Origin of the sequence: Bacillus sp. UNC69MF (genome assembly GCF_000746035.1) — a bacterium.
Taxonomy (GTDB): Bacteria; Bacillota; Bacilli; order Bacillales; family Bacillaceae; genus Bacillus; species Bacillus velezensis.
The window spans coordinates 160,852-173,434 of sequence record NZ_KN050798.1; the positions used below are offsets into that span (position 1 = coordinate 160,852).

Consider the following 12,583-nt stretch of genomic DNA (forward strand, 5'->3'; position numbering starts at 1 on the left):
ACTAAAATCAGCTTCCTTTCGTCGGCAAAAGCCGGCTTGCTTGAAGAGTTTTTCTGATTCTTACGGCTGCGAATGAGGCTGCGGCCGCTTTAAGCAGATCTCCGGGCACATAGATGAGGCTGAGCTTTACGGCAGTTAAGATATCAATGTGCATCATAAAAGCCTGAACGGGAATGCCGATGACATACAAAAACAGCACGCCGAACAAGAACTGTCTGATAAACAAATGGGGGACAGCAGCTGAGCGAAGGCCTTGGATGCTGAGGCTCAGCAGTAATGCCGCCAGCGGATATGCGATGAGGTATCCGGCGCTCGGCCCGAAAAAAACCCCGAACCCGCCTCTGCCGCCTGAAAGGAGAGGCGCTCCGCATGCCACAATCAGCAAAAACAGCAATTGGCTTAAAAACGCCGCTTTCGGTTTTAGGATGCTTCCCGATAAGAGCACTCCGATCGTCTGAAGCGTAATCGGAACCGGCGTAAAGGATAAGAAAAGCGGCGGGAGCAGCCCCAAAAGTCCCATAATGGCGGTAAACACGGCAATATGCATCATTTCTATCAATTTCATTATGTATTCCTCCAGCTTATCAAAATATGTTTATACAATAAAGCGAGTCTTTATATATGTCAACTCTATTATATTTTAAGTTAACATTAAAAAGACCGGCCCTTTATGAAAAAGGCCGGTCGGTTTATCTTTATTCTTCTGTAAGGATAACAAGTGAATCAACGGATGATGCAACGTGGGAAACGGCGCGGCTGACTTCTTGAAGACCGCCGAGAAAGGCCTGCAAATCAACGTCGATTTTGCCTGTCTGGTCTTTGCTCGTTTTCATGCTTTGGACGATGTCATCAAACAGACGGTTGATCTGCGCCATTTTTTCTTTCGTTTCACTTACAAGTCCGTTTACATCTTTAATATGTTTGGACACGATGTTGATTTGTGTATTGGTATTGTTCACGAGCTCTGATACGGTGGAAACGGTTTTTTTCGTATCCTCTGAAAGCTTTCTTACCTCCGTCGCCACAACGGCGAACCCTTTGCCGTGCTCCCCGGCTCTCGCGGATTCTATTGAAGCGTTGAGTGACAGGAGATTCGTTTGCTCGGCGATCCCCGTCACGATGCCGAAGATTTTTTCGATCTGCTGGGCGATGTCATTCAGCTTGTCCATTTCTTCTTCAATCTGCAGAAGACTGGCGTCGATTTTATTCATCTGCTGCTGCTGGCTTTCAAGCTCTTTTTTCCCGCCGATTGATTTTTCTTCGACATGTACGGAAGTGACGGTGCCGGCTTTTGACGCCTCGGAAATGCCCTCGGATTTATCGACCAGCTCTTGCACGGCTCTGCTCGTTTCTGAAAACAAATCAGCGAGTGATCCGGATGTTTCCTGGATTTTTTGATGAAGGCGGGCTTTCTTTTCCTCTTGTTCGTCACGCTGGCAGTTATATTCGCTCTGGAATGCTTCAAGGACGAGCTGCTGTTCAAGATTCAATATTTTCGTCGTCGCTTTGATCGCTTTTAAAAGCTCATGCAAATCCGGAATGGTTGCTTCATATATGTTCATCATCGACAGAAGCAGATCCTGAAACGCTCCCATATACCATTTCGGTTCAAGGCCGATCCGCAAATGGATGGAAGCGATGCGCTGTCTTTTTTCAATGAATTCATCATCAATCGTGCCGGCAAACATCTCATGGATATGACGCCGTAATGTTTTTTTCAGGCGCTCGACCGTGCTGTGGTCGTTAATGATCGTCATTAATGATTTTTCGTGGTCCAGGTTTCGGTAAAAGGAATCGACGATTGTTGAGATATGTTCTTTAATTAACGGCTGCAGCTCTTCAAGCACATGAAGTTCTTCGTTTCCGAGCCTGACCATTTTCAGCTGTTTTTGGACATCTGCATATTGATTTGAAAGCGCGATGCGTTTTTTTCCATCGGCTTCCGAAAAATAAGCTGTTTCTTTTTTGCGGTCTTTTTTAAATAACAATATAAGTTCCCCCAGATATTCTCTTTTTCTTTTTATCGGTATGGAAGGAACTTGAATGAAGGAATCTGATAAAAATATTTTAATGCAAAAAAAATAAAACCATTCGTACAGAATGGTTTAGTTAATCTTGGCTGAGGCGCTTCAGCGGCTTGATGGCGGGACCTTCGGCAACCCCGCCGTCGGGTGTGAACCGGGATCCGTGACAAGGACAGTCCCACGTCCGTTCGCCGTCATTCCATTCGACCTCACAGCCCAAATGGGTGCATGTCGTATCGACAAGATGCAGACAGCCTTTTTCATCTTTATAGGCGCCGGCCCGTTTGCCGTTTACCGTTACGATTTTTCCCTCCCCGGGCCGAAGAGTCTCAGGTGAAGCGTCCGGCCTCTCAAGTTTGCCCGAGATAAGGTGTTTGGCCACGTCGGCATTATAGGAAATCAGTTTTTTCAGTCCCGGATCTGCGTGGAAGCGTGACGGAATAAACAGGCCGGAAAACGGGTTCTTTTTGTTTTGAATATGATCAGCAAAAAGCTTCGCGGCGAGCGCTGAGCTTGTCATGCCCCATTTTTTAAAACCGGTCGCCGCCAAAATATGTTCTTCATCTCCTGAGATGGGACCGATGAACGGAATTTTGTCAATGGTGACAAGGTCTTGTGCAGACCAATGATATGGGATGCTTTCAACTCCGATTGTGTCTTCCGCAAATTGTTTCAGCGCTTCGTAATGCTCGGACATTTCTTTTCCCTGGCCTGTTTTGTGGCTTTCGCCGCCGACAAGCACCAGTTTTTCACCGTTCAAATCGGTGTATCGCAGTGATCTGGACGGCTTGTCTATGCTGAGATACATCCCGTCCGGATACGCTTGTTTCGGTTTTACCGCGAGTACGTAGGATCTGCTGGCATACATTCTGGCGGCGTAAAGCCCGCCTCCATCATAAAAAGGAAAGTGGGAAGAGCAGACAATATAGCTGCACTTGATGCCGTGTCTGTTTTTCGTGACCACTTCCGGCTGCGGTTCTTTTTTTATGTCGATCGCAGCCGTCTGTTCAAAAATCCGCGCCCCGTTTTTGACGATCTCTTTCACGAGCGCCGCGCCATATAAAAGGGGATGGAATTGCGCCTGATTCTTCATGGCGAGGCCGAGCCTGCAATCAACGGGGACGGGAAGTTCTTTCACAAGCTCGTGTTCAATACCGAGCTTGGTATAAGCTTCCTGCTCACTGCGCATTTTTTTGACGCCTGATTCTGTATTCGTGTAAAGATATGCGTCTTGTTCAATCAGTCTGCAGTCAATCGAAAGGTCTCTGATGATCTGCTTCATGTCTTCCATGGCGCGGAGATGGGCTTCGAAATACAGCCTTGCGCTGGTCAGGCCGATCTGCTGAATAAGATCGGCATAGATGAAATCATGCTGGGCGGTGATTTTTGCGGTCGTTCCCGCGGTCGTCCCGTTTAAAATCCGGTCTGCTTCAATGACAGCGACACGGAAACCTCTTTTCGTCAGTTCGTATGCCGTTGTCAGGCCCGTAATTCCTCCGCCGATAACCGCAATATCGCATTCCGTATCTTCAGTGAGGGCGGGAAAGGAAGGAATGTCAGCTGTTGCTTTCCAATAGGAAGCCGGTTCGTCGTTTGAAAAAGTAGTCAATTCAGATTTACCTCCTCTGTTGTATATTCTTAATTTTTCCAATAAGACTCTGTTCATACATGAAATTCGTATAAGATGCTCAAATTACTCATAATATAGTAATTAATGTAAAGGAGTGATCAAAATGGCTAACCAGAAGAAGAAAACCTTGCCGCCGCAGCATCAAAACCGGCAGCCGGGCTTTGAATATGTAATGGACCCGCGCCCCGTTTTTGACAAACCGAAAGCGGCGAAAAAACTTGAAGGGAAAACGGCGATCATCACGGGCGGAGACAGCGGGATCGGCCGCGCCGTATCCGTTTTATTCGCGAAGGAAGGCGCTAATGTGGTCATCGTTTACTTTGATGAGCATCAGGATGCCGAAGAGACGAAGCAATATGTAGAAAAAGAGGGGGCGAAGTGTATGCTGATTGCAGGGGATGTCGGCGACGAAGCCTTTTGCAACGATGTCATCCGCCAGGCGGGCCAAGCCTTTCCTTCCATTGACATCCTGGTCAACAACGCAGGTGAGCAGCACGTGCAGCCGGGGATTGAGAAAATCACGAGCCACCAGCTCATCAGAACGTTTCAGACGAATATTTTTTCAATGTTTTACTTAACGAAAGCCGCGCTCCCCCACCTAAAAAAAGGAAGTTCAATCATTAATACGGCCTCTATTACCGCCTATAAAGGCCACAAAACATTGATTGACTATTCAGCGACAAAAGGGGCGATCGTCACGTTTACAAGATCTCTTTCCCAATCTCTTGTCACTCAGGGCATCAGGGTAAACGCAGTGGCGCCGGGGCCGATCTGGACGCCGCTGATCCCGGCGAGCTTCTCGGCGAAGGAAGTGGAAGTCTTCGGCTCAGACGTGCCGATGCAGCGCCCGGGAGAGCCTGTTGAAGTGGCGCCGAGCTATTTGTACTTAGCAAGCGATGATTCTTCCTATGTCACGGGACAGACGATCCATGTGAACGGCGGCACCATCGTAAACGGATAATGTAAAAAAAGCCAATCCATATGGATTGGCTTATTCACTCTGTTTGAGTGCTGCATATTCTTTTGAAAGCGTGAGGAACGCTTCTTTATTTTTATCATCAAGCGCCTTATTAATCTGCATGGTCAGCATGGCGAGCCGGCGTTTATACAAGGATTCATCAAGCACCATTTGAATGTAAATATCGGCCATTGTCACATCGAATTCGTTTGCTATTTGCGTGTTGCGGGACTTCATGAGCTCAGTGTACGACTTTTTCTCTTTCATAAAGAATCCCCCCAATGCCTTTTTTATAGTATATGGATAACGGCCGGAAAAATCAATTAATTTTTATAATCTTTAGACAACTAATACTTGGAAATATATCGACATATCCTGCAAATTGACGAAAAAACGAAAATGATCATCGTATAAATGAGGTGAAACGAAAAAGAAAAACAATATTTAAATAGTAATTTAAGACTAAATTACATCTTTAAAAGGTGATTTTTAGCTATATTCAAAAAAAACCTGTCGTTTTCCAATGACAGATGATAGATTATTAGTATAAATTTTCAAGAAAAGGATTGGAGGCTGCACATTATGTGCCAGAAAACACATGCACCCTTAGAAAGCTACGAAGTAAATCGTTCAACCATCGCTGTTTTGCCTGAGGAAATAGACGGTAAAATGGGGTCGAAGGTCATTGAAAAAGACTGCATTCTGTATGTCAGCATGAAGCCGATTCACATCATCGACAGAAGCTGCCGCTACTTTGGCTCCAGCTATGCCGGGAGAAAAGCGGGAACATATGAAGCGATTAAAATTTCTCACAAGCCGCCGATTATGGTGGACCCTTCAAATCACATCTTTTTATTCCCTACACTTTCTTCTGCAAGGCCTCAATGCGGCTGGATATCTCATGTGCACGTTAAAGATTTTCAACCGACGGCATTTGATGACACAGCGGTCACGTTCTCAAACGGCAAAACGATGGAACTGGAAGTATCCTATCATTCTTTTGAAAATCAGGTTTACAGAACCGCCTATCTCAGAACCACTTTTCAGGACAGGATGGGCAGTCATGTCCCGAAGCGGCAGGAATTCATGCTGTATCCGAAAGAAGAGCGGACAAGAATGATCTACGACTTTATTTTGCGGGAGCTGGGGGAGAGATATTAGAGAAAGCTGTGATGTGAAGGGACGGGCCCTCTCCTTTTGGGGAGGGCTTTTTTCGATTTACATGCCCGGATAGAGTTGTATCGTGTCCGTCTGTTGGCTATGATGATGTAAAGAGTAATGATATTTCATTTTAGGAGAGATGGGCATGGATGTATTTGCAAAATATATATCAGGAATCGATAACCCGGATCACCGGCTCAAAGCAGAGGAAATTTTGTCGTGGACGGCTGACCAATTTCCGAACTTAGAAGCGCAGATCAAGTGGAACAAACCGACATTTACCGATCACGGCACCTATATCATTATGTTTGCCGCGGCAAAGAATCATTTGAGTATTTTACCTGAAAAAGAGACGATGGAGCATTTTGCCGATGACATCGCCCAAGCCGGCTACAGCGCTTCTTCGCGCCTGTTCAGAATTCAATGGACTGAACCGGTGCACTATGATCTGCTTAAGAAAATCATCGAATTTAACATCAAGGAAAAAGCTGAAAATCCGGGGTTTTGGCGCTAGCGGACGTGATGTTGAAGGAGGAAGACATGGACGTTTTCAAAGACTATTTATCAAGTATCGACAGCCCGGATCATCGTCTGCGAATGGAGGAAATCCTGTCGTGGACGGCTGACCAATTTCCGAACTTAGAAGCGCAAATCAAGTGGAACACGCCGATGTTTACCGATCACGGCACCTTTGTTATCGGCTTTGCGGCAGCGAAGCATCATGTAAGTGTTTCCCCCGAAGAAGCTGGAATTGCGCATTTTACCGACGACATTGCCTGTGCCGGCTACAGCGCTACTTCCCGTTTGTTCAGAATTCAATGGACTGAACCGGTGCATTATGAGCTGCTTGAACGCATGATTCAATTCAATATTCAGGATAAGGCGGACTGCTCAGCATTTTGGCGGAAATAATGAAAGAAATGTTAAAAAAACAACCCTGAGGAGGGCTGTTTTTTTATTGGAAACACATGATCAGCCCATTTTAATCAAGAAGCAATGGATGACGTACTATAAAAAATAAGGAGTACGAAGCAGTGAATGAATTTTATAAGGCGTTAACATATGTAAATAAAATTTTTTATGAACCAAATCACTTAACGATACATGATATTCAAGAAGAAGCTCAAAACTCAGAGTATGGGGCCGGTATGTTTCAACTGCATTCAAAATCAGTTCGATTCAGAGTCGCAAAAATAACGCCTAACAAGATAGGACAGTTTGTTGCTTTTTGGGAAAAAGATGGAGATGGTAAAAACCAAGCCTTTTCATATGAAAAAGCTGCTGATTTATTGGTTATCAATACTTTTGCCAGTAATAATCATTTTGGACAATTTGTTTTTCCAAAAGAAGTTCTTGTAAAGCAAAATATCCTTAAAACAGCCGCTACAAAAGGAAAAATGGCAATTAGAGTTTACCCTGAATGGGAAAATCCCACTAGCAAACAAGCTATCGAAACACAAAAATGGCAGTTGGCATATTTTGTTGAGGCGAACGATGCAGATCGTTTTCCAGCACAAGACCTGTTAAAGCTATATTCTAACTAAAATTGGACAGCCCTGAGCCGGCTGACAGTATGTGAAGTTAACCGGTGCGTGAGTTGGAGAATAACGGGGAACCTCAACAAATGAGGTTCCTCTAATTGTTATATAGAAATCGACATTTTGAATGTAACAGAGTTTGTTTATTAAACGTAATCCGAAAAATAAGGGATTTGCGTATCCGGCAGACCCTCACGAAACGCACGATGACAGAAATCGTGCGTTCAACATTCTTTATTTGACGACAGACATGCTGACGCTGCTGCCTGACACTGTCAATTTGGCAAAATCCTGTGTATCAATCACAGGTGTGACTGCTTTATTGTCGATCGTGATGTTCGTAAAGGCTGTTGAGAAGTTTGATTTGATGTAAGGGCGCTGATCCTCTGATGTGACCGCGACGGTGGCGAGCGCTTTCCATTTTGAGACAGAGCCTACATTTGTTTGGGCGAGTTCTGAGATGATGCGGCCGGTGTATCCGTCATTATTCGTGCCCCAATATGTGGCGCGGGTATTGCCGTTCAGATTTTTGTAGATGGTCAGCTGTACGGTGCTGCCGGGCCGGAAGCCTTTCGTATAGGTGAATTGGCTTTCTCCTTCCAGATACTTGACCTGGCCTTGTCCCTTTGAACCGACTTTCATGATCGGTTTCCATACATGATAGGTGTCACTGTACTGAAGCCCGATATCAGCCTCTGTGCCTCCGGTAAATCCTGAGTAAATATAGGCTGTCCCATTTGACACTTGAATTGAGCTTGGAAGCTGAATTTTCGTGACGAGAACTGAGCCTGTGCTGTTCAGGTAGGCCCTTCCGCCGATTCCTTTGCTGAGCTGAGACGCCGCTTCCGCCGTATTGGGACTGATCAACCCCGGAATTTCCGCCGTACATGTGCCGAATAGAACGGCTGTAGTGAGCACACCCGCAAAAAGCCCTTTTTTCATCATCATTTCTCCTCCTATCATCATAGTCAGATCGCGCTATCAATTCATATTATAAAAGGTTTTGGGAAAAATTCCATAAAAGATATACAGTCGGACGTAAATTAAAACTATTTTCCTATTTATCTTGTAAATGGAGATTATTTGAACTATGATATGTTCAGCAATACCGCATAACTCAGGAGAGGGGATAGGATAGAGATGAAAAAGACGGCAGCTGTGCTTTTGTCTTTCGGTCTTGTGTTCGGATGTTCATACGGAGCGGGGCAGACGGCAGAAGCGAAAACAAAGGTGAAAACGTATCAAAACTGCAAGGCGCTGAATAAGGTGTATAAGGGCGGCGTGGCCAAATCGTCGAAAGTGAAAAACAAGGGCGGCAGAACAAAGTACAAGCCGTATGTATCAAAAGCGCTTTACAATGCAAATAAAAGACTTGACCGAGATAAAGACTATATCGCATGTGAGAAATAAAAAAACAAGCCTCTTTAAAGAGGCTTGTTTTTTAAATGGATTCGGCGGTGACGGCGGTTCCGTATCCGATTAATTCGGATGTGTTCTGTCCTGCGGTCAGTTCGAACCGCAGGCCGACGATGGCGTTCGCTCCGAGCTGCTCCGCCTCTCTGATCAGCCGCTCTTTCACCGCTTTTTTGGAGTCTTCCAGCATTTCAGTATAGCTTTTCAATTCGCCGCCGACGACAGATTTTAAGCCTGCAAGCAAGTCTTTGCCGATGTGTCTGGACTGGACGATACTGCTTGTCACCAAGCCTTTCACTTCCGTAATCTGTTTTCCGGCGACGGTTTCGGTCGTTGTCATGATCATGCGTTTTTCCCCTTTCGTGTATCTTACCGCTATCTTACCATTTAAGCCGCCTTTTCGGCTGCGCTGATTTGTTTTTTTCTGACTGCGGCGCTGACTGCAAACATGACGGCAATGTTCAGAACCAGTGCGATGATGCCTGTATTCATATCCTTAACGATCTGCGGAAGAAACGGAAAGAGGGTTCCGATGGTTGATTCGGTCAGCGTAATGAAAGCCACCGTTCCGACCCCGGCCGTTATGCCGGCAAAAGCGCCGTGGCTTGTGATGAAACGCCGCTTCGGCAGGCTGAATAAGAGGGCGGGGAAAAGCTGGGTGACAAGGCTGTAGCCCATTAAAAGCAAGGTGACGATGGTATTTCCGCCTTTCAGCGTAAAATATACGGATATCAGCGCGATGACGGGTACGGCGTATTTCGCGAGCCGTGAGACTTTTTCGTCAGTCGTGCCGGGCAGAATGGCTTTGTACACATTTTTGGCGAACAGCGTGCTTGAGGCCATTAATATCATTGAACCGGGTACAAGCGCCGTCAGAATGCCCGCCGATCCGATCAGTCCGACAAACCAGGGATCAAAGGTTTTCACAGACAGCTTTAATAAGGCGAGATCCGTGTCCGTCCCTTTTAAACCGGGCACCTGCAGAATCGCCGCAAATCCGGTAAAGATGACAAACAGCAGGACGAGCTGATAAAGAGGCATGATGATTGCGTTTTTCCGAAACACCCGCGGATGCTCCGCCGAATAGGAAGCGGCAAATGTATGGGGCCACATATAAAAGCCGAGGGCGGTCAGCAAAACCGTTGAGCTGAACCAGGAAACGCTCTGTCCGGTTTCCGGCAGCGTGAGAAAACCGGGTTTTGCGGCGTCAATTTGTTTGAACATCTCCGTAAATCCGCCATAGTAATGAATGGGCAGATAAATGCCTAAATACAGGACGATGCCTAAAATCATGATATCTTTAACGACTGATATCCACGCTGAACCGTGGATTCCTGATATCATCACATAAATCGTGATGGAGACAGCGCCGATCCAGACAGCGGCTGAGGGCGGAATCTGTCCGTATGACGTTGCTGAAACAATTAATCCGAGCCCTTTCAGCTGCAGGACGAGATAGGGGATGAGGGATGCGATGCCGACGAGCGATACGAGAATGCCGAGGAGCGGGCTGTTGTATTTTGAAATGAAAAAATCTGATTGCGACATCAGTTTGTGTTGTTTGGCGTAAGTCCACACGGCTGGCAGAAGCCAATATGACAAAATGTAGGCAAGGCAGCCGTACGCGATAATATAAAAGGCGGGGCCTCCTTTTCCGTAAGCCCACCCGCTTCCGCCTAGGAATGTAAAGGTCGTGTATATTTCTCCCGCCATTAATAAAAAGACAAACATCGTGCCGAAGCCGCGTCCGCCCACCGTCCATTGTTCAAGGTCCATATGTTTTCCTTTTCGGGCCCGGATTCCGAGATATACACAAAACAGGAGCACGGCGGCCATTACGGGAAATGCTGCGTTCATTCCGCCTCACCCGCCTTGTTTTCTTTGTCCAATTTGTAAACGGCGGCCATCAGAACGGAAGTCAGCACCGCCCAGATGACGACATACGCGAGAATGAAAGGCATTCCGAAAACATAAGGCGTCACCCGGTTGGCAAATGGAATGCCGGCGAGAATTCCGAAAAAGGGCAGGGCGGCGAGAACATGAATCAGTTTCATAACATTCCTCCTTTTCATTGAAAACAGCGTGTCCCGATTATAAAGAAAATCATGTCGAATGTATAGTGTGAATAGTCTGAAATTTATCAGCTGAAAAGGAAAAGCAGTCCCGTCTGCTTTTTAAATGGTCGCAAGAGACAGGTAATATTCTAATAAGGCAGTTACCTGTTCCCTTATTCTCGGGTTGAAATAACGGTGTTTTTCTTCATAGCCGTTAATGGTGCATATATAAAGCGTAAATGCTTCGTCTCTTTCCGCTTCGTATATTTTAATTTTACGCTTTCTTAACTCTTTTCGAACATCACTCAAATCCTTTTGTGCTAATTTTAAAGAGCAGCTGATAAGCTGTTTATAGGGTTGTTTTAATTTGAACGGGCACGAATCAAGCGCTTCGAGGTCCCGGTTCAGGATGGCAGCCGCCATGGGCAGAAACAGCCCTTTTTCGATGAGATCGCGGGTGCCGCTCCGGATGTCAGGCATAAATACTCCTTCTTTCTTAAAAAAGAGAACGTTTGTTCTTATTTTATACTCGCTTACACGATATTTCAAGTCGGAAAATCTCGTAAACATTTTCGTTTTTTGGAGATAATGTGTAGAATAAGGATAGACAAACTCGTTAAGGAGTATAAACGTTGGAGCAATTTTTATCATATTTGACTGAGGAACAGCTGACGGAATGGTTCCAAAGCTATAGAGCTTTCGGCCCGGCGGCTGCGGCTGCACTGCCTTTTATTGAAGCGTTTCTTCCGTTTTTGCCGCTCGTTGTATTTGTGGTGGCGAATACGAATGCATTTGGTTTGTGGGAAGGTTTTTTTCTGTCATGGCTCGGGTCTGCGGCAGGATCGATGCTGATGTTTTATGCCGTCCGCCGTTTCGGACAGAAAAGAGCTTTCGGTTTCATCCGCAGGCATCAGACCATAAGGCGGATGATGCTCTGGGTTGAGCGGCACGGTTTCGGTCCGCTGTTTATTTTACTTTGCTTCCCCTTTACGCCGTCCGCTGCGGTTCATATCGTTGCCGGCCTGTCACGGGTGGGGGCGCTGCAGTTTATATCAGCAGCCGCTATGGGGAAAATGGTCATGATCTTTATGATCAGCTTTATCGGGTATGATCTTCACGCACTCATGACACAGCCTTTCAGGATGGCGGGCGCCATAATGGTGATCGCGGTGCTGTGGTATGTCGGAAAGCATATCGAACGGCGTTTACAGATGAGAATCAGTCAGCATGAGAAAGACGGAGGGAGACAGGAATCTTGAAAAAACGATTTTGGTTTATAGCCGGCGTGCTTATCGTTGTTTTGGCCATACAATTAAAGAATGCCATTTTTATTGATTATAAAGTCGAAGGAATCAGCATGAATCCGACCTTTAAACAAGGAAATGAGCTGATGGTCAACAAGTTTTCCCATCGTTACAAAACGATCCGCCGTTTCGATATTGTCCTGTTTAAAGGCCCGCACCGCAAAGTGCTGATCAAACGTGTCATCGGGCTCCCCGGCGAGTCAATCGCATACAGGGAGGATCAGCTGTATGTGAATGGAAAACGGGTGGCGGAACCGTTTTTAAAACCGTTAAAGTCATCATTGTCCGCCGGGAGCCATGTGACCGGTGATTATACGCTGAAGGAAACGACCGGGCGCAAAAGCATACCGAAGGGACAATACTTTGTTATTGGCGACAACCGCATATACAGCCTCGACAGCCGTCATTTCGGTCCGATTAAGGATAAAGACATTGTCGGAGTCATCAGTGAATCAGACGCCAAGTAAACGGCGTCTTTTTTTCGGAAATGATTGTAAAAAA

General features: G+C 46.1%; 17 protein-coding genes and 1 pseudogene. 8 read left to right on the top strand and 10 right to left on the bottom strand.

Features of this window, described 5'->3' with window-relative positions; genetic code table 11:
- Positions 1 to 7: 7 nt before the first annotated feature.
- The 4 genes and pseudogenes from BR62_RS0113000 to BR62_RS0113010 all read right to left on the bottom strand — a co-directional run bounded on the left by BR62_RS0113000 (position 8) and on the right by BR62_RS0113010 (position 3,633).
- Entirely contained in the window at positions 8 to 565 is a 558-nt protein-coding gene (locus BR62_RS0113000; RefSeq protein WP_032871125.1) for a biotin transporter BioY, read from the bottom strand.
- Between the two features lie 130 nt (positions 566 to 695).
- Positions 696 to 1,211 carry a methyl-accepting chemotaxis protein gene (locus BR62_RS20065; protein ID WP_370529535.1) on the bottom strand — a complete coding sequence of 172 codons (516 nt, stop codon included), beginning with the start codon at positions 1,209 to 1,211 and terminating at the stop codon, positions 696 to 698.
- Positions 1,212 to 1,502: 291 nt separating this feature from the next.
- Positions 1,503 to 1,877 (bottom strand): annotated as a pseudogene (locus BR62_RS20070) (protoglobin domain-containing protein); the annotation flags it as partial.
- Positions 1,878 to 2,109: 232 nt separating this feature from the next.
- Positions 2,110 to 3,633, bottom strand: a complete 1,524-nt coding sequence (locus tag BR62_RS0113010; RefSeq protein WP_032866166.1) for an FAD-dependent oxidoreductase — start codon at positions 3,631 to 3,633, stop codon at positions 2,110 to 2,112.
- A 124-nt stretch (positions 3,634 to 3,757) separates the two neighbouring features.
- Between BR62_RS0113010 and BR62_RS0113015 the strand changes: the two genes are divergently transcribed.
- Positions 3,758 to 4,615 (top strand): SDR family oxidoreductase, encoded by an 858-nt coding sequence (locus tag BR62_RS0113015; RefSeq protein WP_032871127.1) that lies wholly within the window; start codon positions 3,758 to 3,760, stop codon positions 4,613 to 4,615.
- 30 nt (positions 4,616 to 4,645) lie between these two features.
- Here BR62_RS0113015 and BR62_RS0113020 read toward each other — a convergent pair whose 3' ends face one another.
- Positions 4,646 to 4,879: an IDEAL domain-containing protein gene (locus tag BR62_RS0113020; protein ID WP_012117233.1), complete on the bottom strand. Its 234-nt coding sequence runs from the start codon at positions 4,877 to 4,879 to the stop codon at positions 4,646 to 4,648.
- A gap of 315 nt (positions 4,880 to 5,194) precedes the next feature.
- On the opposite strand from BR62_RS0113020, the gene BR62_RS0113025 reads away from it, so the two are divergent.
- From BR62_RS0113025 to BR62_RS0113040, 4 genes are all read left to right on the top strand, one after another.
- Positions 5,195 to 5,773: a competence protein ComK gene (locus BR62_RS0113025; protein ID WP_012117234.1), complete on the top strand. Its 579-nt coding sequence runs from the start codon at positions 5,195 to 5,197 to the stop codon at positions 5,771 to 5,773.
- Between the two features lie 145 nt (positions 5,774 to 5,918).
- A complete protein-coding gene (locus tag BR62_RS0113030) occupies positions 5,919 to 6,287 on the top strand; it encodes an iron chaperone (protein ID WP_032871130.1) in 369 nt (122 codons plus the stop codon).
- Between the two features lie 26 nt (positions 6,288 to 6,313).
- Entirely contained in the window at positions 6,314 to 6,685 is a 372-nt protein-coding gene (locus BR62_RS0113035) for an iron chaperone (protein ID WP_032871132.1), read from the top strand.
- 122 nt (positions 6,686 to 6,807) lie between these two features.
- A complete protein-coding gene (locus BR62_RS0113040; RefSeq protein WP_012117237.1) occupies positions 6,808 to 7,317 on the top strand; it encodes a MepB family protein in 510 nt (169 codons plus the stop codon).
- Between the two features lie 228 nt (positions 7,318 to 7,545).
- Here the strand turns inward: BR62_RS0113040 and BR62_RS0113045 are convergent, their stop codons facing one another.
- Positions 7,546 to 8,256, bottom strand: coding sequence for a YrpD family protein (locus tag BR62_RS0113045; protein ID WP_015239530.1), 711 nt, complete (start codon positions 8,254 to 8,256; stop codon positions 7,546 to 7,548).
- Positions 8,257 to 8,451: 195 nt separating this feature from the next.
- Between BR62_RS0113045 and BR62_RS0113050 the strand changes: the two genes are divergently transcribed.
- The gene (locus tag BR62_RS0113050; RefSeq protein WP_003155168.1) at positions 8,452 to 8,721 is read left to right on the top strand and encodes an excalibur calcium-binding domain-containing protein; all 270 of its coding nucleotides are present in this window, start codon (positions 8,452 to 8,454) and stop codon (positions 8,719 to 8,721) included.
- A gap of 31 nt (positions 8,722 to 8,752) precedes the next feature.
- On the opposite strand, the gene BR62_RS0113055 is transcribed toward BR62_RS0113050, so the two are convergent.
- From BR62_RS0113055 to BR62_RS0113070, 4 genes are all read right to left on the bottom strand, one after another.
- Positions 8,753 to 9,070, bottom strand: coding sequence for a YbjQ family protein (locus tag BR62_RS0113055; RefSeq protein ID WP_003155166.1), 318 nt, complete (start codon positions 9,068 to 9,070; stop codon positions 8,753 to 8,755).
- A gap of 41 nt (positions 9,071 to 9,111) precedes the next feature.
- Entirely contained in the window at positions 9,112 to 10,581 is a 1,470-nt protein-coding gene (locus BR62_RS0113060) for a sodium:solute symporter family protein (protein WP_015239531.1), read from the bottom strand.
- Entirely contained in the window at positions 10,578 to 10,778 is a 201-nt protein-coding gene (locus BR62_RS0113065; protein ID WP_007409181.1) for a DUF3311 domain-containing protein, read from the bottom strand. Before BR62_RS0113065 ends, BR62_RS0113060 begins: the two co-directional genes overlap by 4 nt.
- 120 nt (positions 10,779 to 10,898) lie before the next feature.
- A complete protein-coding gene (locus BR62_RS0113070) occupies positions 10,899 to 11,258 on the bottom strand; it encodes a YhjD family protein (protein ID WP_012117241.1) in 360 nt (119 codons plus the stop codon).
- 152 nt (positions 11,259 to 11,410) lie between these two features.
- On the opposite strand from BR62_RS0113070, the gene BR62_RS0113075 reads away from it, so the two are divergent.
- Both BR62_RS0113075 and lepB read left to right on the top strand, forming a co-directional pair.
- A complete protein-coding gene (locus BR62_RS0113075) occupies positions 11,411 to 12,037 on the top strand; it encodes a TVP38/TMEM64 family protein (RefSeq protein ID WP_007409179.1) in 627 nt (208 codons plus the stop codon).
- Positions 12,034 to 12,549, top strand: a complete 516-nt coding sequence (gene lepB / locus BR62_RS0113080) for a signal peptidase I (protein ID WP_003155158.1) — start codon at positions 12,034 to 12,036, stop codon at positions 12,547 to 12,549. The genes BR62_RS0113075 and lepB overlap by 4 nt, the downstream gene beginning before the upstream one ends.
- The last annotated feature ends 34 nt before the right edge of the window (positions 12,550 to 12,583 follow it).